The organism is Shimia sp. CNT1-13L.2, assembly GCF_024331145.1.
Lineage (GTDB): Bacteria > Pseudomonadota > Alphaproteobacteria > Rhodobacterales > Rhodobacteraceae > Shimia.
Genome location: NZ_JANDJO010000001.1, coordinates 48638 through 67556, shown reverse-complemented (window position 1 = coordinate 67556; position 18919 = coordinate 48638). Strand labels below are relative to the sequence as shown.

Sequence of the window (18919 nt, the reverse complement as noted above, 5' to 3'; positions counted from 1 at the left end):
AGCTATTCCGTGATCGTGACGGTCATGTTCTCCATGCCCACCTTCTTGGTGAGGTCAAAGAGGATCTTGGCGTTGTCCGGGTGCAGGCGGATGCAGCCAGCGGAGGCGGGGCGGCCGAGGCGGGAAATCTGGTCGGTGCCGTGGATCGCGTAGTGGCTGTGGAAGAAGATCGAGTAAGGCATCGGCGCGTTGTCGTAGAGGCTTGAGCGGTGATGCCGCGACAGGAAGTAGGCGGTATAGGTGCCGGTGGGGGTGATCTTGCCACGCCGCGCGGTGGAGACAATCCAGGTGTATTTCTTGCGCCCGTTGATGAAGATCGTGACCTGTTGGTCAGACTTGTCGACGCGGGCCTCGATGGTGCGCGGGGCCGAAGTGAAGGCATAAGCGACCGCAGGTAGGGTGAGGCCGCTGGCAAGAATGAGTGTCAGTAAGAATGTACGCATGGATGTCCGAAAATTGCTTGGACACCCATGGTTGCATGAAGTGGGGCATTTTCAAAAAGAAAAACGCCCCCCTAAGTTTAGACGATGTGGCGTGCGCGGGCGCCGCGTTCGATGGCGGCGGCGTGCAGGCGGTCGATGTTCAGCTCGTAGCGGATTTCTTCCAGCAGGCGCAGTTCGGTCTCGGCCAGAGAGCCGTCGGCTGCGGCCACGTCACAGGCCAGCGCGTAAGCGGTTTCATACAGGCGTTCGGGCAGGGCTTCGTGGACCAGACCGAAAAGGGCGGCGAGGCCGTCTTCCTGTTCGAAGAGATCAAAGACGATCTGCGACACGGTTTTCAGGCGGTCGATGTCGTAGTCGGCGAAGATCGGCAGGTTGTTCACGGCGGACTGGATCTTGACCAGCTCGACGGTGCGGATGTTTTCGTCCGAGGCAGAGACGGCGACCATCACGGCAACGAGGCTGTCTTGCGGGCTGAGCGGGTTGGGAATGTCCTGGGGCAAACGCTGCGATCCTTCGTACTTGGGTTGTTCCTAGAATAAGGATGCAGGTTTGCCCCAGCAAGGGGGATCAGGCCGAGAAACGGTAGGTGATGCCGGCAAAGCTTGGTTCGGCGAAGCCATAGGCAAAGCGCAGACCGTCCGGGCCGGCGACGGTGCCGTGTTCGGCGTCGCCGGGAACATAGATGGCAACGCCCGGTGCGATCTCGTGCGGTGTGCCGTCGATGGTGACGACGCCCGAGCCTTCGAGGCCGAAGTAGAACTCGGCGGGGTCATGGCGGTGCGGCTCAAGGGTGCCGTGGGGTTCGAATTCCGCGATGCCAAGGACGAATTCCTTGGGCGCATCGGCGTTGCCATTGATCAGAGTGCGCCAGCGGACCGAGCCATAGGCCGGGTCGGTGCCACCTTCGAGGGGGACCTGCGCGGCGTTGATGGCAAAGGCGGTGCTGCTGGGTTCGGTCGGGATGTTGTCGGCAACGAGATCAAGGGTCTCGGGGGCGGTTTGCGCGGTCATGATGTCCTCCTGCTGTTGTGGCCATCTAGGAGGGTTTGACGAGTCGCGGCAATGCGCTAAAGGTGTATTGTAATATACGCTGAGGTTATGATGTCTGTGCGTCTTCCTGCCTTTTCCGGGCTGACCGCCTTTTATGCCGCCGTGCGTCACGGGACGTTGACGGGGGCGGCGCGTGAGCTGAATGTTTCGCAACCGGCGATTTCGCGGCGGATTGCGGCGCTGGAAGAGGAACTGGGGTGTCCCCTGTTTGATCGCAGCCGCAAGCCCGTGCAATTGACGCAGCAGGGCAGGGACTTGGCCCATGTTCTGCGGGGCAGTTTCGGACAGATCGAGACGGTGGTTGATCGTATCCGCAAGGGCCGGGACCAGGGTGTTGTGACCGTCACGGCGCCGTCGGGTTTTGTCGGATCGTGGCTTATTCCCAAGTTGGCAGAGCTCGAGGCGGCCTTTCCCGAGGTGACCATTCGCATCATAAGCCAAGAGTATGGTGATCCCGAGCGCCCCGGCGATGTTTCGGTGCGCTTTGGTCTGCCGGATGCAGGTGTTGCGGGCGAGGCGCGGGTTCTTGGTAACGGGGTGTTTCCGGTGGCCAGCCCGCTGTACCTGCAAAGGCGGGGTGTTGCGCCGGATGTGGCATCCTTTGACGGCATGACCCTTTTGACGATGGAGAGTGCGCGGCGGCACTGGCATGACTGGCCGAGCTGGTTCCAGTCGCAGGGGCTGGAGGTGCCGCGGGATGTGCGGCTGCTGGACTTCAATTCCTATGCGATGGTGGTGAACGCGGCGCTTGCGGCACAGGGGGTCTGTCTGTGCTGGTCGGGCTTGCTTGGGGATTTTCTCGAAAGCGGTGCCATGCTGCGTTTGGGGCAGGCACAGGCGCATTCGGCGCGGGGGTATTACGTGGCGGCCAGGGACGGATTGGCGGCGCGGGCCGAGGTGCGGGCGGTGTTTGACTGGATCACGGAGCGCGGGGCAGAGGAGGCCGTGGCGTGAGGGCGGGAAAATTGCCCTGAAAAGCGTTTGTTTTGCGTGTAAATATTGACCATGCTGCACTGGCACAATAGGAAGCCGCGGGTTGGCATACATGGGGTAGGCCGACCGACGATTGGAGAACAACATGTCTGAACTGCGCGACGCTGCAATGACCTCGAAAGCCTGGCCCTTTGAAGAAGCGCGCCGGCTTCTCAAACGGTATGCGAAGGGCGCGCCGGAAAAGGGCTATGTTCTGTTCGAAACCGGCTATGGGCCGTCGGGCCTGCCGCATATCGGCACCTTTGGCGAAGTCGCCCGCACCACGATGATCAAGACCGCCTTTGAGGCGATTTCGGACATTCCGACCAAGCTGATCTGTTTCTCGGATGACCTTGACGGGATGCGCAAGGTGCCGTCGAACGTGCCGAACCCCGAAAAGCTTGAGGCATATCTGCAGATGCCGCTGACCTCGGTGCCGGATCCGTTTGGCACCCATGACAGCTTTGGCGAGCACAACAACGCGATGCTGCGCCGGTTCCTTGATACCTTTGGCTTCGAGTATGAATTCTACTCGGCGCGCGAGTTCTATAAGTCGGGGCAATTCGACGAGGTGCTGAAGCGCGCGGTCGACAACTATGATGCGATCATGAAGATCATGCTGAAGTCGCTGCGCGAAGAGCGCGCGGCGACCTATTCGATCTTCCTGCCGCTACATCCGGAAACCGGGCGCGTTCTGTATGTGCCGATGAAAAAGGTCTGTGCAGAGACCTATACCGTGACCTTTGATGACGAGGACGGCAAGGAATGGACTGTGCCGGTGACGGGCGGCAATGTGAAATTGCAGTGGAAGCCGGACTTTGGTGCCCGCTGGGCCGCGCTTGGCGTGGATTTCGAGATGTATGGCAAGGAACACGCCACCAACGAGAAGATCTATGACGCGATCTGCCGTGCGCTGGGTGGCCGTCAGCCCGAGCACTTCTCGTATGAGCTGTTCCTTGATGAGAACGGGCAGAAGATTTCGAAGTCGTCGGGCAATGGTGTGTCGATTGATGAATGGCTGACCTATGCCTCGACCGAGAGCCTTGCCTATTTCATGTATCAGAAGCCGAAGACGGCCAAGCGGATGCATTTCGACGTGATCCCAAAGGCGGTGGACGAATACCACCAGCAGCTGCGGGCCTATCACGGGCAGGACATCAAGGGGCAGCTGAACAACCCGGTGTGGCATATCCACGGCGGTGATGTTCCGCAGTCGGACATGGTGGTGCCGTTCTCGATGCTGCTGAATATCGCCAGCGTGTCGAATGCCGAGGACAAGGAAACCCTTTGGGGCTTTATCAACAAGTATGCGCCGGATGCGACCGCTGAAACCCATCCGGGTCTGGATGCGGCGGCGGGTTTTGCCGTGCGGTATTTCCATGATTTCGTGAAGCCCGCGAAGGTGTATCGCGCGCCGACCGATCAGGAGCGCAAGGCGCTTCAGGAACTGGCGGATGCGTTGAAATCGGAAGAGGCGGCGCTGGCGGCGATTGCGGCCAAGAACGCGATGATGGGCAACGATGATGCCCTGCCCGAGGCCGATTTCGACAGCGAGGAGTTCCTGCAATCCGTGGTCTTTGCGATTGGCAAGACCAACGAGTTCGAACCGCTGCGTGCGTGGTTCTCGGCGATTTACGAAGTGCTTTTGGGCGCGTCGCAGGGGCCGCGTTTCGGTGGCTTTATCGCGCTTTATGGCGTGAACGAGACCATCGCGCTGATCGAGAAGGCATTGGCCGGCGATCTGGTCTGATCAGATTGGCCCTGCCCTTTGGGTGGGGCCTTTTTCTCTTGAAAATTGACGTGTGTCGGCGTGGCGCTAGCTTTCTCCCGATAGGGAGGAAACAGTCATGCGTGTATGGATGTCAGGGTTTATCCTTGCATGGGCGCCGGTGGTTGCCGTGGCAGAGGCCAGTATCGAGGACGTGATCGGCGCCCAGATCTCGGCGTTTCAGCAGGATGATTTCGCGGGCGCGTTTGCCTATGCCAGTCCGACCATCCAGGGGATTTTCGGCGGGCCGGATCGCTTTGGCGAGATGGTGCGGCAGGGGTATCCGATGGTCTGGCGGCCGGAAGATGTGCGCTATCTTGAGCGGCGCGAAATTGCCGGACGGGTGTGGCAGCGGGTGATGGTACGCGACACCAAGGGCGTGCTGCACATGCTGGATTACCAGATGGTGCAGGTAGATGGCATGTGGCGCATCAATGCGGTGCAGCTTTTGCAGATGCCGGGGGCGGGGGCCTGAACAGCCACCGTCACGGTGGGGTCGGGGGGCGTTAAACCCGGCCTGATACTTCCCTTTCCAAAGTGATGAGCCCGTGGGCGGGCGGCAAGGAAAGGGAAACCATGAACAAGGCGATTACCGATGGCGTGCTGCTGATGCCGCCTGCGTTTGCGGATGGGCTGGGTGTTTGGTCGAGCGGCGATGGCACGCCGGGATCGGATACCTATGACGGTGCGGTCAATGCAGCGCTGGTGCCGTCGGATGCGGACTTTGGCGGCTGTCTGGAGCTGGTGAAGACCGAGGCCACCCAGAAGCTGCGCCATATGGGGCAGACGCCGATCCTGCCGGGGTGTTACCTTCAGGTCAAAGCGCGCGTGAAGGCCGTTTCGGGGGCACTACCGGATGTGCGGATCGCGGCATGGGCCGGCAATGGCAGCAATGCCCATGTGAGCGGCCTTGTCGAGGTTGGTCCGGATGTGTCGATCACGACCTATGGCGATATTGTCGAGGTGAGCGCGATCATTGGTGGCGGCACGCGTGGTGGCGTGGACATGGTCTGGGGCGATGACGTGGTCTATGCCCATGTCGGCCTTGACCTGACCGGCGCGATTGGCGGCGTGGTGCGTATCGACGATCTCGAGGTTATCGACATTACCAGCGCCTATCTGCGGGACATGATGGATTGGGTCGACGTGCGCGATTTCGGGGCCGTGGGGGATGGGATAACCGATGACTCTGCGGCTTTTGCCGCGGCCAATGATGCCGCGGACGGGCGCGAGGTGCTGGTGTCGGAGGGGACGTATTTCCTTGATGCGGACATGACATTCACCACGCCGGTGCGCTTTGTCGGCACGGTGACGATGCCGACGGACAAGCTGTTCGGGCTGACCAAGAACTTTGACTACCAGAGTTATTTCGATGCCTTCGGGAACGAGCGGCTGGCGTTCGAGAAGGCGTTCCAGTCGTTGCTGAACAATGCCGATCACGAGTCGCTTGATCTTGGTGGGCGGCGGATCACCATCGACGGGCCGATGGATATGCAGGCCATCGTGCCCAATCGCACGCAATATGCGCAGCGCCGGGTGATCCGGAACGGGCAGTTCTATGTGACCGGCGATACGGTGTGGGACCCGGAGGTTGTGAACTCGACGGCGACTTACAACGCGTCGAACAGTAAGACCCTGAGCAACGTGACGAACGTGGCGAATATTCCGGTGGGATCGCTGGTCACGGGCAACGGGGTGGGGCGCGAGATCTATGTGCGTTCCAAGAACGAGGCGGCGCAGGAAGTTACCTTGTCCCAGCCGCTGTTCGATGCCGAAGGGGTGCAGACCTATACCTTCACGCGGTTCAAATACGTGATGGATTTCAGTGGCTTCGACAAGATTCAGTCTTTCGAGGTGGAGGGGATCGAGTTCCTGTGCAACTCGAAGGCCAGTGGCATCCTTCTGGCACCCTCGGGGCTTTTGTTCCATGTGCGCAACTGCCATTTCACGCGGCCCGCACATCGCGGGATCACCAGCCACGGTGGCGGGTGCCAGGGGCTTTTGGTGGATCACTGCAATTTCAACACGGCGGAGGGCGGCACGCGGGCGCAGGACCGTCAGAGCGTGGCGATCAACAGCAATTCGAATGATGTGAAGCTGCGCAGCAACCGTGCCAGCCAGTTCCGCCATTTCGCGGTGATCGGCGGGACCAATGCAACGGTGATCGGCAACCACTTTTTCCAGGGCGATGGCGAGACCGGCGGTGTGCGCACGGCGGGTCTTTTGATCGCGGTGTCGCATCCGATCCTGACGTTTGACGGCAACTATGTCGACAATTGCAGCATTGAATGGACCAATGAATACAGCGCTGTGCCGAGCTTCAATGGCGGTTTCTCGTTCAGCTCGCTAAGCGTGACCGACAGCGTGTTCCTGTCGGGCGACGTGGCCCCCTGGACCGGGTTCATCGTGATCAAGCCGCATGGCAGCGGGCATTACCTTGGCGGGCTGACCGTGACGGGGAACAAGTTCCGGTCGGTGCATGGTGCCGTGGACCGGGTGGATCAGGTGGACACGACCTTTGCCGATCTCGACAAGACCAAGGGCAAGCATGTGCTGTTCGAGGGGAACTCGTTTCACGCGATCACCACCCCGGTTCACAATCCGGTGCTGATCGAGCATGACCAGAACAGCCACGCGAGCACTTGGGTTGTCGAAACGGAAGGACGGCTGCCGTTTGGCTGGCGGGCGCGGGCTGTCGAGGCGGTGGTGATGAAGGGCAAGATCAAGAACACGTCGAACGTGACCGAATACACGATGCCCTATGTGTCGGTGGAAGAAGGCAGCGACGGGTCGGACGTGCACCTGAACTGGGAAAAATCGGTGAAGGGAACCGTGTGGACCAAGATCCGGATGGACTAGCGCCAGAAAGCGAGCCACTCGATCAGGTCGGCGAGTTTGCGGGCGAGGAAGAGCGAGACCTGCCCGTTCAGAAAGACCAAATCGTAGCCAAGGGCCGCGAAGATCACGAGAGCCAGGAACACGGCGATCGGGTTGGTCATAATGAAAGCGCCTCCGGATGCTTTCGAGCAGATATGCCCGAGAGTGTCCGGAGGCGCAAGTTTCAGTGCCGGATGGGACGGCTTACATGTTGCCCATCTTCACGGCGACGTCTGCCATGCGGCAGGAGAAGCCCCATTCGTTGTCGTACCATGCCAGGACGCGGACGAGACGACCGCCGATGACCTTGGTCTGGTCGGCTGCGAAGATCGAGCTTTCCTCGGTGTGGTTGAAGTCGGTCGACACCAGTTTTTCCTCGGTGTAGCCCAGAACGCCTTTCATGGCGCCGGCGGAGGCTTCAGCCATTGCGGCGTTCACGTCGGCTTCGGTGACGTCTTTCTTGGCCACGAAGGTCAGGTCAACAGCGGACACGTTCGGGGTGGGAACGCGAACCGCGGAGCCGTCGAGTTTGCCTTTGAGTTCGGGCAGAACTTCGCCCAGGGCCTTGGCGGCGCCGGTCGAGGTCGGGATCATCGACATTGCTGCGGCGCGGGCGCGGTACAGGTCCTTGTGGCGACGGTCGAGGGTCGGCTGGTCGCCGGTATAGGCGTGGATCGTGGTCATGATGCCCGATTCAATGCCGAAGGCGTTGTTCAGGACCTTGGCAACCGGTGCCAGGCAGTTGGTGGTGCAGGAGCCGTTCGAGATCATGGTGTCGGAGGCTTCGAGCATCTCGTCGTTGACACCGAAAACGATGGTCTTGTCGACGTTCTTGCCGGGGGCCGACAGGAGAACCTTTTTCGCGCCACGCTCGAGGTGCTTTTTGGCTTTCTCACCGTCGTTGAACTTGCCGGTGCATTCCAGAACGATGTCGCAGCCGCTCCAGTCCAGTTCGTCCATGTCGTAGGTCGAGTACATCTGCATCTCGCCTGCGCCGAGGTCCATCATGTTCTCGCCGATTTTCACTTCGTTGCGGAAGCGGCCGTGGACCGAGTCGTAGCGGATCAGGTGGGCAGCGGTCTCAAGCGGGCCGGTTGCGTTTACCTTGACAACCTTGATGTCTTCGCGCGCGCTTTCGGCGATGTGCATCAGGGTGCAGCGGCCGATGCGGCCAAATCCGTTGATACCTACAGTGACGGTCATGATAGACGTATCCCTTTGTCCAGAATTTGCGCGCGGTATATGCGGGAAGTTTCCTTTCGGAAAGGGGGGGCAGGGCCACTAAGGCCAGTGTTAGCGATAAACGTGACGTGGTGGCACCAGCTAGCGGTAACAAGATCGGGAGTTACGCGGTCTTGGTCTCATCGAAAGCGGCGAGTGCGCGGGCGCGCGAATCCTTCAGATCGACAAGCGGCATCGGATAGGTGGTGCCAAGCGTGATGTTTGCGGCCTTCAGGACCAGGGCCGGGGCCTCCCACGGGGCGTGCAGTGAGCGGTCGGGAAGGGCGGCGATTTCGGGGACATAGGTTCGGATATATCGGCCGTCGGGATCGAACTTCTGGCTTTGGGTGACCGGGTTGAAAATGCGGAAATAGGGCGCGGCGTCGGCGCCTGAACCTGCCACCCATTGCCACGAGGCCGGGTTGTTGGCGGGGTCGGCGTCAAACAGGGTGTCGTCGAACCAGTGCAGCCCGTGATGCCAGTGGATCAGCAGGTTCTTAACGAGGAAAGAGGCGACGATCATGCGCACCCGGTTGTGCATGTAGCCGGTTTGCCAGAGCTCGCGCATACCGGCATCCACGATGGGAATGCCGGTCTGGCCCTGTTGCCATGCCGCAAGGGGGGCGGTGGCCTCGGCCCAGGGAAAGGCATCGAACTTGGCGTTGAGATTGCGGGTGGCGATGTCGCCGTTGTGGAACAGGAGCGAATAGGAGAACTCGCGCCAGCCCAGTTCCGACAGGAAGTGGTCGCGATCCTGCGAGGCGGGCAATTGGCGGGCGCTGTGCCAGACGGTGTTCGGGGAAATCTCGCCAAAGGCAAGGTGGGGCGAGAGGCGCGAGACCTTGGGATCGGCCGGGATGTTGCGGCCGTCCTTGTAGTTGATGATGCCGTCCTGAAGGAAGGTGTCGAGACGGGCCTGTGCGCCTGCTTCGCCGGGGGACCAGTGGGCGAGGGTGTCGATATCCCAGCGCGGTGTCGGGATCAGGTTCAGGTCGTCGATCCGCGTGGGGTTCGGGGCGTCGGTGAGGGTGAGGTCCGGCGCAGGCAAGGGGAGGCGTGGTGGCGCGGCAGAGAGGCAGCCCTTGCGGTAGAAGGGGGTGAAGACGCGGTAGGGGGTGCCATCGGCTTTTTTGACTTCCCATGGTTCCCAGAGAAGCGCACCGTTTTCGGAAACGACCGAGATGCCCTGATCGGAAAGGGCGGCCTTGAGGGTCGTGTCGGTTTCGATGCCGGTGGCGTCATAGCGGCGGGTCCAGGTGACGGTTGTCGCGCCGGTCTCATTGATCAGCTGGGGCAGGATTTCCGAGGCGTTGCCGGAGACGCAGCGCAGGGTGCCGTTCAGCGCGGTGTTCAAGGCGTGAAGGGATCGGTGCAGCCAAGCGCGGCTGGCCCCGCCGAGGGGCTGGTTGTCTTCGAGGATGAAGACGGGCAGCACGGTGCCGGATTGGGCGGCGCGCAGAAGGGCGGGGTTGTCCGAGAGCCGCAGGTCGCGGCGGAACCAGTGAATCGCAATCGTCATGCGGGGCAAGCTAGGGCTTGGGGCGGGCAGGTCTAGGGAGAAATGACGAAATTCGGGGTGCGGTGTGACCCTAGCCTTTGTGGCAGGCTTTCGGGCTGGCGAGATCGTTCAGGATCGGACAGTCGGGGCGATTGTCGCCGGCGCATTCCGAGACAAGATGCGAGAGCGTGTCGTGCATGGATTGCAGCTGTTCGATCTTTTCTTCGATGCGGGTCAGGTGTTCGGTGGCGACCTGTTTCACGTCGGCGCTGGCGCGGGCCTCGTCCTTGTAGAGGGCCATCAGGGTGCGGCAGTCCTCAATCGAGAAGCCAAGGGCGCGGGCGCGGCCAAGAAAGGACAGGCGGTGCAGGTCGTTCTCGTTGAAGCGGCGATAGCCGTTTTCCGAGCGTTCCGGCAGGATCAGGCCGATGTCTTCGTAGTAGCGGATGGTTTTGGCGGGCAGGCCCGAGCGGGTCGAAATTTCACCGATGTTCATTGGGTGTCTCCTTTGGCGATGGCGGGAGAAAGCGTGCGAAGGCGCAGGGCGTTGGACAGGACGAAGACCGAGCTGAGGGCCATGGCGCCAGCGCCGAGCATGGGCGAGAGTTGCCAGCCGAGCAGGGGATAGAACAGGCCAGCGGCGACAGGGATCAGGGCAACGTTATAGGCAAAGGCCCAGAACAGGTTTTGCCGGATGTTGCGCATGGTCTGGCGCGAGATATGCAGGGCGTTGACCACGCCCGAGACGTCTTCGGACAAGAGCACCACGTCGGCGCTTTCGATGGCGACATCGGTGCCAGAGCCGACGGCGATGCCCGCATTCGCGGTGGCCAGTGCCGGGGCGTCGTTGATGCCGTCGCCGACAAAGGCGATGGGGCCGTGGGCGGCGCGCAGGGCGGTGACGGTGTCGGCCTTGCCCTCGGGCAGGATTTCCGCGGCGACATGTTCGATGCCGAGATCGGCGGCGATGGCCTTGGCCGTGGCGGTGTTGTCGCCGGTGATCATGGCGACGGTCTTGCCCATGGCGTGCAGGCGGTTGATGGCTGCGCGGGCCGAGGGTTTGACCTGATCCGCGACCGAGACGAGGCCGGCAAGCTCGCCGTCGAGCGCGATGTAGAACGGGGTCTGGCCCTTGCTGGCGAGGGATGCGGCCTGATCGGCGAGGGCGGCGATGTCGATGCCTTCGCGGGTCATCAGGCGGTCGGCCCCGATCAGGATGTCATGGCCTTCGACCGAGGCGCGGACACCAAAGCCGCCGATGGCGTTGAAGTCTTTCACGGGCGGAAGGTCGAGCCCCTGTTCCAGCGCGGCGCTTTCGATGGCGCGGGCGATCGGGTGTTCGGACTGGCTTTCGACGGCGGCGGCAAGGCGCAGGAGGGCGGCCTCGGGCATGGTGGTGGCAATCAGCGCCGACAGGGTTGGGCGGCCTTCGGTCAGGGTGCCGGTCTTGTCGAAGGCGACAACGGAGACGTCTTCGAGGCGTTGCAGCGCCTCGCCCCGGCGAAACAGGACGCCAAGTTCGGCAGCGCGGCCGGTGCCCACCATGATCGAGGTCGGGGTGGCGAGGCCCATGGCGCAGGGGCAGGCGATGATCAGGACGGATACCGCCGCGACCAGCGCATGTGACAGGCGCGGTTCGGGGCCGAACGCCAGCCAGGCGGCAAGGGCCGTCAGGGCGATGGCGATCACGGCGGGCACGAAGATCAGCACGACACGGTCGGCCAATGCCTGAACCGGCAGCTTGGCGCCCTGTGCCTGTTCGACCATGGCGATGATGCGGGCCAGCATGGTGTCGCTGCCAACGCCGGTGGCGCGGTACGTGAGGGCGCCTTGGCCGTTGACCGTACCGGCCACCACGGTGTCGCCGGTGGATTTCTCGACCGGGATCGGTTCGCCGGTGATCATGCTTTCGTCGATGAAGGATACGCCGGTTTCGACGGTGCCATCCACCGCGATGCGTTCGCCGGGGCGTAGGTGCAGGAGGTCACCGAGGATGATCTGGTCAACCGGCACTTCGGTGACGGAGCCGTCGCGTTCGACGCGGGCGGACTTGGCCTGAAGGCCGACGAGTTTCCGGATGGCCGCCCCCGTGCGGCCCTTGGCGCGGGCTTCGAGCCAGCGGCCGAGAAGGATCAGGGTGACGATCACGGCGGCGGCTTCGAAATAGACGTTGCGGGCGGCGGCAGGCAGGAGGCTGGGGGCGAAGAGCGAGACGGTGGAGTAGCCCCATGCTGCCGAGGCCCCGAGGGCAACAAGCGAATTCATGTCGGGCGTGCGCTTTAGCAATAGCGGGATGCCCTTGGTGAAAAAGGCGCGACCCGGCCAGAGCAGCACCAGCGTGGTAAGCAGGAATTGCATTGTCCACGAGGTGGTGAGGCCGATGGTCATGTGAATCCAGTGATGGAAGGGCGGGAACAGGTGGCCGCCCATTTCGCCGATGAAGACAGGAAGGGTCAGGAGCGCGGCGATGAGGAAGGCGTTGCGTGCCGTGGTGACCTTGTCGGCGTCTTCGCGGGCGGTTGTGTCGGCCCCCTCTGTGCGTGGTGTCGCGGTATAGCCCGCGCCGCGCACGGCCTGCACGATGTCTTGGGGCTGGATGGCACCGCGCAGGGCGGTGATCTGGGCGGTTTCCGTGGCGAGGTTCACATGCGCCTCGAGAACGCCGGGCAGGGCGTTCAGGGCTTGTTCGACTCGGGCCACGCAGGAGGCGCAGCTCATGTCGGCGATGTCGAGGGTGATGGTGTCTTCGCGAGCCGGGTAGCCCGCACTGCGCAGGGTGGTGCGGATGTCGGCGGCGGCAGCGCTGGTCAGGTCGACGAGGCCGGTTTCCGAGGCGAGGTTGACGGAGGCCGAGGCCTGTCCCGGCATGGCCTGAAGCGCGCGTTCGGCGCGTCCGGCACATCCGGCGCAGTTCATACCGCTGATTTCAAAACGCAGTGTGGTCATCGGGCAATCCGTCGAGTCGTGGTGTTGCCCATGTTATAAGGCTTCCAGTAGTGGGAAGGTCAAGGCTTCCTGTCGCGGGAATGTTTGAAAAAAGGCGCCAGCCCGGTGGTTCGGGTGGCGCCTTTGGCATCCGTGAGTGGGTTTGCGGATGTTAAGCCTTGTCGAAGACCCCGTTGTCGACCATCTGGGTGAACATGTCTTCCATGCTTTCGCGCAGCGGGCGGTAGGTGACGCCAAGGGTGCGTTTGCCCTTGGAATTGTCGGCCCGCCATTCGACGTTGACGTTGTTGCTGACGAACTTGCGCGGGATGCCCGAGAGTGGGCCGACCAGCCAGACCAGCCATTTGGGCAGGGCCTTTTTCGGCAGCGGATAGAGGTCGCCGTATTTCGACTGCAGCGCGAGGCCCATCTCAAGCAGGTTCGAGTTGTGGCCCGAGATGATGTGGCGGCCTTCGGCTTCGGGGGTGAAAGCGGCGGCGATATGGGCCTGCGCGAGATCGCGCACGTCAACAAGCCCGATGCCAGCACGCGGCGCACCCGCTTTCATGGTGCCATCCCCGATCTGTCGCACGATATTGAAACTCTCGGAGGTGGGGGACTGGTTGGTGGCCGGGCCGATCACAAGAGACGGGTTCACCACGACGAGATCCCATTGCGACTGATCGTTGGCGACCTCCCAGGCGGCCTTTTCGGCCAGCAGTTTGGAGTAGGAGTAGGGCTGGTACTCGAGCGAGGCGGTGGTGTTCCAGATGTCCTCGGTCAGGGTGCCGTTCGGGGCGGTGGCGCAGTCGATGGCATCGGTGTAGATCGCGGCGCAGGAGGAGGTCAGGACAACCCGTTTCACGCTGTCGGTGCGGGAGGCCTCGGCCAGCACGTTGCGGGTGCCCTTGACCGCCGGGTCGATCAGCTGTGTCTGCGGGTCTTTCACGTTGACTGAGAAGGGCGACGCGGTGTGGAAGACGATTGCGCAGCCCTGCATCGCCTCGGCATAGGAGCCTTCGTCAAGGAGGTCAGCTTTGAAGAGCCTGAGCGTGCCGGGGCTGTTTTCGGCCATCTTCAATAGGTGTTGCACCTTGCCGAGGTTTTGAGGGTTGCGCACGGGGGCGTGGACGGTGAGACCCGCGTCGAGCAGGCCTTTGACGATCCAGCCAGCGACGTAGCCGGTTGCACCGGTGACCATGACGGGGGAGGTGGTGTCGATCTGCATCACGGGTTCCTTTCAGAGGCCAAGCTGTTGTTTCAGGCCACCGATAAAGGTGGCGTCATCGAGGGCCTTGCGGTTGTCCAGAAGTTCAACCGCGTCGGCACCCGCCCGATAGCGCAGGGTATTGGTGCCATCCGTCACCGCGTCCCAGATGACCTTGGCTACCACGATGGGCTGTGAGGCGCGGGCGGCCATTTCTTCGCTGCCCCATGCGCCGAACAGGGCCTGAACAACAGGCTGGTATTCGGTCATGGCTTCGTCGTTTACGAAGTCGAAAGAGCGGCCGCCGAAATCCGTGGCGATCATACCCGGCTCAACGATCTTGGTCTTGATGCCGGCGGCTTCGAGTTCAAAGTGCATGGCTTCGGAGATGCCTTCGACTGCGAACTTAGTGCCGTGGTAGAGGGCTCCGAGGGGGAAGGTCATCTGGCCGCCGATCGAAGAGATGTTGACGATGGTGCCCGAGCCGTTGGCGCGCATGTGGGGCAGGACGGCCTTGGTGGTCTCGATCAGGCCGATGACGTTGGTGTCGAACTGGCGTTTGATGCGATCCATCGGGAACGCTTCGAGGGGGCCGTATGCGCCGTAACCTGCGTTGTTGAGCAGGACGTCAATCTTGCCAAATGCCTTGATGCCTTCGGTAACTGCGGCTTCGATTGACGCGCTGTCGGTCACGTCAAGCCGGGTGACAAGGGTGTTGGGTAGTTGCGTCAGCTCGTCTTCATGTTCGGGGCTGCGCATGGTGGCGATGACGTTCCAGCCCTTGTCGTGAAACAGCTTGGCGGTGGTTTTGCCGATGCCAGAGGATGCGCCGGTGATGAGAATGGTCTGGGTCATTGGAAACTCCTGTGGGTTCACGTTCCGCTGCCCATGAGATACGCAGCGTGGCGTGACGTTTCAAAAACGGATTGTGCCAAATGACTTGCGAATTGCGCCAATTAGTGGGCGGCCATGCCGCGTGCCTGCATCGGGGTCATGCCGGTCCAGCCCTGGAATGCGCGGTAGAAGGAGTTGGGGTCGCGGTAGGCCAGAAGATACGAGATTTCCTCGACGCTCATGTCGTCGTGGCGCAGGTATTGCAGGGAAAGTTCCGAGCGCACGCCGTCGAGGACGGACTGGTAGGTGGTGCCTTCATCGCGCAGTTTGCGCTGAAGACTGCGGCGCGACATGCAGAGGCGATCACAGGCGGAATCGACCGAAGACTGGCCAGCTGGAAGCATTTCGAGCAGGGCATTGCGCAGGCGGGTTGTGAGCGGCGTGTCGCTGTTCTTCTCTTCGAGTTGACGGGTCAGATCCTTGACGAAACCTGCCAGCAGTTCCGGGTTTTCCGAGATCAGCGGGCGGGTGGCGTCTTCGATGCTGAGGTGGATGGCGGGCAAGCCGCTGGAGCTGGGGGTCACGCCGAAGAAGTCGATCAACTCGGGCGTCAGGGTGACGCCATCGGGCAGGGTGATATCGAGCGGTACGATATGTTCGGCGGTAAAGCAGCGGCAGCATTCCACGAAATACACCAGTTCAAACATCGCCATGCAGGCGGGCATGGCCACCGTTGGATCCGAGGACTGAAAGGTGAGCGAAACCTTTACGTCGTCGCGTTCGACGCCAAGTTTGCAGGGGGCGACGAGGGGTTTGAACAAGGCCATGCGCTTGACGCCGCTTTCAATGTCGGCGCTACAGGAGAAGGCATAGACCGGCGGCACAAAGGGGCCGTGGGCGAACATTTTGCCAAGGAAAAGCGCGAGATCGTCGCGTTTGGCCTCTTGCTCGATGGCGGCGAAGATATCGAAGAACTGCCGTGCCGTGCTGCCCTTGCCTTCGTTGTCGAGATAGTCGGGCGCATAGCCCGCACGGCGCAGGACGCGTTCGGGGGAAATCTTGAGAACCTGGCAGAGCTGTTTGAATTTCTGACCGACGGGGTAGAGGTTTTTCTGGCTCATGAGGGACCTGCACGGTGGCTGATTTACACGGTTCAGAGTGGCGCGCGGGATCCCACCAATCCAGAGGTGACGCGACGTTTGGCACCATCTGAAAGGATTTTGGCGCGATCCGCAAGTTGAATGCCGGGAGTTAGTGCTAATCTGTTAGGCAAGCGATTTGGTCAACAGGAGGCAGCGCGTGCAACTGGTTGTGGACGGAAAGACTCATGAAGTGGATGTCGAAGAGGATATGCCGCTTCTGTGGGTGCTCAGGGATGAGCTGAACATCAAGGGTGTGAAGTATGGCTGCGGTGTTGCGGCCTGCGGGGCCTGCACGGTGCATATCGACGGCGTGGCGGTGCGGTCGTGCCAGACCCCGGTTGCGGATGTGGATGGTGAGGTGACCACCATCAACGGTCTGGGCCAGCCAGACGCGTTGCACGCGGTTCAGGAGGCCTGGATCGAGACGCAGGTCGCGCAGTGCGGCTATTGCCAGTCGGGACAGATCATGCAGGCGGCTTCGTTGCTGAGCGACAACCCCACCCCGTCGGACGACGAGATCGACGAGGCAATGTCGGGTAACCTCTGCCGGTGCGGCACCTATCCGCGTATCCGCGCGGCGGTGAAGCTGGCGGCAACCAAGGTGCAGGGGGCGTAAATCATGGCTAGCGTTGGAAAAATTGCCCGTCGTACATTCCTTATCGGGTCGGCTGCTGTTCTTGGAGGCGTGGCCTTTGGTGTCTACAAGGTGCGCTCACCCTCTGCGAATCCGCTGGAAGATGGTCTTGCCCAAGGGGCGGCGACCTTCAATCCGTGGGTCATCATCGAAGGCGACAAGATCACGCTGATCGGGCCGCACGGCGACAAGGGGCAGGGGGTTGCACATTCGCAGGCGGCCCTGATCGCGGAGGAAATGGACCTCGAGTTCGGCCAGTTCGATGTGAGCTTTGGCAAGCCGGCGGCGGCCTATTGGAACCGCGCTTTGGCGGACGAAGGCGTGCCCTTCATGTCCACGGACGAGAGTTTTACCGCCGAGACGATGCGCGGCGTCATGGGCGGCTTGACCAAGCTTCTCGGGATGCAGATCACCGGTGGGTCGACCGCAATGCCCGACAGTTTCGACAAGTTGCGCGAGGCAGGGGCCATCGCACGGGAGACGCTCAAGGCGGCTGCGGCTCAGAAAAGCGGGATCAATACGACCGCGCTCAAGACCGAGGCGGGTCATGTGATCCTGCCGGATGGCACGAAGCTGAGTTACCAGGAACTGGCGCCGATTGCCGCGGGTCTCGAGCCGGTGACGGACGTGACATTGCGTGATCCGAGCGCGTGGCGCCTGATCGGCAAACCGATGCAGCGTCTTGACATCATCGCCAAATCGACCGGCACCCAGACCTATGGCATCGATGTCGAGGTGCCGGGGGCCGTGCACGCGACAGTCAAGGTGAACCCGCGTCAGGGCGGGGCCTTGAACGGCTATGACGCAAGCGCCGCGAAGGAGATGCGCGGTGTGAAGGGGATTGTCGAGATCACGGGCGGCGTTGCGGTGATCGCCGACAACACCTGGCGTGCGATCCAGGCGGCGGAAGCCATCGATTTTGACTGGGGAGAGGCGCCCTATCCGGCAGAGCAGGATCAGCACTGGGAGGCCATCGCAGCGTCGTTCACCGAAGACAAGCTGGACAAGCAGTGGCGTGACGATGGCGATGCCGCGGCGGCGGTTGCGGCCGGTGGTGCCTTTGCGGCGGAATACCGTGCGCCCTATGTGGCCCATGCGCCGCTTGAGCCGTTGAACGCAACGGTTCTTGTCGAAGAGGGCGGGGTCACGGTCTGGACCGGGCACCAGATTCCGCGCCAGTTGCAGGTTCTGGTGGCCGAGATCACCGGCCATGAGCAAGAGCAGGTCACGCTGCACAACCAGTTCATGGGCGGCAGCTTTGGTCATCGTCTTGAGTTCGAACACATTAAGCAGGCGGCGGAAATTGCCAACCAGATGCGCGGCACGCCGGTCAAGCTGACCTACAGCCGGGAAGAGGATTTTGCCCATGACTTCCCGCGCCACATTGGCATGGCGCGTGCTGCCGGTGTCGTGAAGGACGGCAAGGTCGAGGCCATCGACCTTCAGGTGGCGATGCCATCGGTCGTGGAGTCCCAGATGGGCCGGGCGAAGATCCCGGTGCCGGGGCCGGATAGCCAGATCGTCGCAGGCTCGTGGAACAATCCCTATGACCTGCCGAACTACCGGATGCGCGGCTATCGCGTGCCGGGCCTTGCGCCGGTGTCGTCATGGCGGTCGGTCGGGGCCTCGGCCAACGGGTTCTTCTTTGACAGCTTCCTGGATGAGTTGATCCACGAGGCGGGGGCCGATCCGATGGAAGAGCGTCTGCGCCTGATCGGGCATGACGCGAGCCGCAAGGTGCTTGAGGCGGTGGCCGAGATGTCGTCATGGGGCGGTGAACTGGGCCCGAACAAGGGGCGCGGCGTGGCCTTTGTCGAGAGTTTCGGGGTGCCGACTGCCGAGGTGATCGAGGTGACGAACACGGATGCCGGGATCAAGATCGACAAGGTCTGGGTTGCGGCCGATGTGGGCACTGTCGTGGACCCGGTGAACTTTGAAAACCTTGTGCAGGGGGGCGTTGTCTTTGCCCTTGGTCACGCGATCAACAGCGAGATCACCTATGCCGATGGTATGGCCGAGCAGGCGAACTATTGGGATGCGGAAGGTATGCGTCTGCGCCAGTGTCCCGAGATCTTCGTGCGCGGCCTTGAGAACGGTGACAAGGTGCGGGGCATCGGCGAACCTCCGGTGCCGCCGGCAGCGCCCGCGCTGGCCAATGCGATCTTTGCTGCAACTGGGCAGCGGATTCGCGAAATGCCGTTCAGCAAGCATATTGATTTCGTCTAAGGCGCGACGGAACTGACATTTGGAAAGGCAGGGTCTTGGGCCCTGCCTTTTCAGTTGCGATGACAGAAATGGAAGTTTGCTCTCTCTGCTAGTGAAGGGCCGCGCCCGACACTGGGTGGGCG

Annotated in this window: 17 protein-coding genes; 6 read left to right on the top strand and 11 right to left on the bottom strand. The window is 62.1% G+C overall.

The features are described from left to right. Positions 1-2: 2 nt before the first annotated feature. The 3 genes from NNA36_RS00310 to NNA36_RS00300 all read right to left on the bottom strand — a co-directional run bounded on the left by NNA36_RS00310 (position 3) and on the right by NNA36_RS00300 (position 1454). The gene (locus NNA36_RS00310; protein WP_255103168.1) at positions 3-443 is read right to left on the bottom strand and encodes a L,D-transpeptidase; all 441 of its coding nucleotides are present in this window, start codon (positions 441-443) and stop codon (positions 3-5) included. Between the two features lie 77 nt (positions 444-520). Further along, complete coding sequence (locus tag NNA36_RS00305; RefSeq protein ID WP_255103166.1) at positions 521-943, bottom strand: tellurite resistance TerB family protein; 423 nt, start codon at positions 941-943, stop codon at positions 521-523. Between the two features lie 67 nt (positions 944-1010). After that, on the bottom strand, positions 1011-1454 hold the full coding sequence (locus tag NNA36_RS00300) for a cupin domain-containing protein (RefSeq protein ID WP_255103165.1): 444 nt from the start codon (positions 1452-1454) through the stop codon (positions 1011-1013). A gap of 90 nt (positions 1455-1544) precedes the next feature. Between NNA36_RS00300 and NNA36_RS00295 the strand changes: the two genes are divergently transcribed. From NNA36_RS00295 to NNA36_RS00280, 4 genes are all read left to right on the top strand, one after another. After that, on the top strand, positions 1545-2447 hold the full coding sequence (locus NNA36_RS00295) for a LysR family transcriptional regulator (RefSeq protein WP_255103163.1): 903 nt from the start codon (positions 1545-1547) through the stop codon (positions 2445-2447). A gap of 124 nt (positions 2448-2571) precedes the next feature. After that, a complete protein-coding gene (locus NNA36_RS00290; protein ID WP_255103161.1) occupies positions 2572-4215 on the top strand; it encodes a lysine--tRNA ligase in 1644 nt (547 codons plus the stop codon). 97 nt (positions 4216-4312) lie between these two features. Next, positions 4313-4708 carry a DUF4864 domain-containing protein gene (locus NNA36_RS00285; protein WP_255103160.1) on the top strand — a complete coding sequence of 132 codons (396 nt, stop codon included), beginning with the start codon at positions 4313-4315 and terminating at the stop codon, positions 4706-4708. A gap of 101 nt (positions 4709-4809) precedes the next feature. After that, positions 4810-7092, top strand: coding sequence for a glycosyl hydrolase family 28-related protein (locus tag NNA36_RS00280; protein WP_255103158.1), 2283 nt, complete (start codon positions 4810-4812; stop codon positions 7090-7092). Here the strand turns inward: NNA36_RS00280 and NNA36_RS00275 are convergent. The 8 genes from NNA36_RS00275 to NNA36_RS00240 all read right to left on the bottom strand — a co-directional run bounded on the left by NNA36_RS00275 (position 7089) and on the right by NNA36_RS00240 (position 15916). Beyond that, entirely contained in the window at positions 7089-7232 is a 144-nt protein-coding gene (locus NNA36_RS00275; RefSeq protein WP_255103155.1) for a hypothetical protein, read from the bottom strand. The two genes, NNA36_RS00280 and NNA36_RS00275, sit on opposite strands and share 4 nt — an antisense overlap. Before the next feature lie 82 nt (positions 7233-7314). Beyond that, complete coding sequence (gene gap, locus NNA36_RS00270; protein ID WP_255103153.1) at positions 7315-8313, bottom strand: type I glyceraldehyde-3-phosphate dehydrogenase; 999 nt, start codon at positions 8311-8313, stop codon at positions 7315-7317. A gap of 142 nt (positions 8314-8455) precedes the next feature. Further along, positions 8456-9850, bottom strand: a complete 1395-nt coding sequence (locus NNA36_RS00265) for a deoxyribodipyrimidine photo-lyase (RefSeq protein ID WP_255103152.1) — start codon at positions 9848-9850, stop codon at positions 8456-8458. 70 nt (positions 9851-9920) lie between these two features. Then, positions 9921-10325: a Cu(I)-responsive transcriptional regulator gene (gene cueR, locus NNA36_RS00260; RefSeq protein ID WP_255103150.1), complete on the bottom strand. Its 405-nt coding sequence runs from the start codon at positions 10323-10325 to the stop codon at positions 9921-9923. Next, entirely contained in the window at positions 10322-12775 is a 2454-nt protein-coding gene (locus NNA36_RS00255) for a heavy metal translocating P-type ATPase (RefSeq protein WP_255103147.1), read from the bottom strand. The genes cueR and NNA36_RS00255 overlap by 4 nt, the downstream gene beginning before the upstream one ends. A gap of 151 nt (positions 12776-12926) precedes the next feature. Further along, a complete protein-coding gene (locus NNA36_RS00250) occupies positions 12927-13982 on the bottom strand; it encodes an NAD-dependent epimerase/dehydratase family protein (RefSeq protein WP_255103145.1) in 1056 nt (351 codons plus the stop codon). Positions 13983-13994: 12 nt separating this feature from the next. Next, complete coding sequence (locus NNA36_RS00245; protein WP_255103144.1) at positions 13995-14816, bottom strand: SDR family oxidoreductase; 822 nt, start codon at positions 14814-14816, stop codon at positions 13995-13997. A 101-nt stretch (positions 14817-14917) separates the two neighbouring features. Next, positions 14918-15916, bottom strand: a complete 999-nt coding sequence (locus tag NNA36_RS00240; protein WP_255103142.1) for an AraC family transcriptional regulator — start codon at positions 15914-15916, stop codon at positions 14918-14920. A gap of 178 nt (positions 15917-16094) precedes the next feature. Between NNA36_RS00240 and NNA36_RS00235 the strand changes: the two genes are divergently transcribed. Further along, the gene (locus NNA36_RS00235; RefSeq protein WP_255103140.1) at positions 16095-16553 is read left to right on the top strand and encodes a (2Fe-2S)-binding protein; all 459 of its coding nucleotides are present in this window, start codon (positions 16095-16097) and stop codon (positions 16551-16553) included. A gap of 3 nt (positions 16554-16556) precedes the next feature. After that, positions 16557-18797, top strand: coding sequence for a xanthine dehydrogenase family protein molybdopterin-binding subunit (locus tag NNA36_RS00230; protein WP_255103137.1), 2241 nt, complete (start codon positions 16557-16559; stop codon positions 18795-18797). The last annotated feature ends 122 nt before the right edge of the window (positions 18798-18919 follow it).

Bases quoted from the DNA above. Each gene is read 5' to 3' on its own strand.
- NNA36_RS00250 (WP_255103145.1), bottom strand. From the start codon at position 13,982: ATGCAGATCGACACCACCTCCCCCGTCATGGTCACCGGTGCAACCGGC.
- NNA36_RS00285 (WP_255103160.1), top strand. From the start codon at position 4,313: ATGCGTGTATGGATGTCAGGGTTTATCCTTGCATGGGCGCCGGTGGTT.
- NNA36_RS00290 (WP_255103161.1), top strand. From the start codon at position 2,572: ATGTCTGAACTGCGCGACGCTGCAATGACCTCGAAAGCCTGGCCCTTT.
- NNA36_RS00295 (WP_255103163.1), top strand. From the start codon at position 1,545: ATGTCTGTGCGTCTTCCTGCCTTTTCCGGGCTGACCGCCTTTTATGCC.
- cueR (WP_255103150.1), bottom strand. From the start codon at position 10,325: ATGAACATCGGTGAAATTTCGACCCGCTCGGGCCTGCCCGCCAAAACC.
- NNA36_RS00300 (WP_255103165.1), bottom strand. From the start codon at position 1,454: ATGACCGCGCAAACCGCCCCCGAGACCCTTGATCTCGTTGCCGACAAC.
- NNA36_RS00255 (WP_255103147.1), bottom strand. From the start codon at position 12,775: ATGACCACACTGCGTTTTGAAATCAGCGGTATGAACTGCGCCGGATGT.
- NNA36_RS00240 (WP_255103142.1), bottom strand. From the start codon at position 15,916: ATGAGCCAGAAAAACCTCTACCCCGTCGGTCAGAAATTCAAACAGCTC.
- NNA36_RS00280 (WP_255103158.1), top strand. From the start codon at position 4,810: ATGAACAAGGCGATTACCGATGGCGTGCTGCTGATGCCGCCTGCGTTT.
- NNA36_RS00275 (WP_255103155.1), bottom strand. From the start codon at position 7,232: ATGACCAACCCGATCGCCGTGTTCCTGGCTCTCGTGATCTTCGCGGCC.
- NNA36_RS00230 (WP_255103137.1), top strand. From the start codon at position 16,557: ATGGCTAGCGTTGGAAAAATTGCCCGTCGTACATTCCTTATCGGGTCG.
- NNA36_RS00245 (WP_255103144.1), bottom strand. From the start codon at position 14,816: ATGACCCAGACCATTCTCATCACCGGCGCATCCTCTGGCATCGGCAAA.
- NNA36_RS00265 (WP_255103152.1), bottom strand. From the start codon at position 9,850: ATGACGATTGCGATTCACTGGTTCCGCCGCGACCTGCGGCTCTCGGAC.
- NNA36_RS00310 (WP_255103168.1), bottom strand. From the start codon at position 443: ATGCGTACATTCTTACTGACACTCATTCTTGCCAGCGGCCTCACCCTA.
- gap (WP_255103153.1), bottom strand. From the start codon at position 8,313: ATGACCGTCACTGTAGGTATCAACGGATTTGGCCGCATCGGCCGCTGC.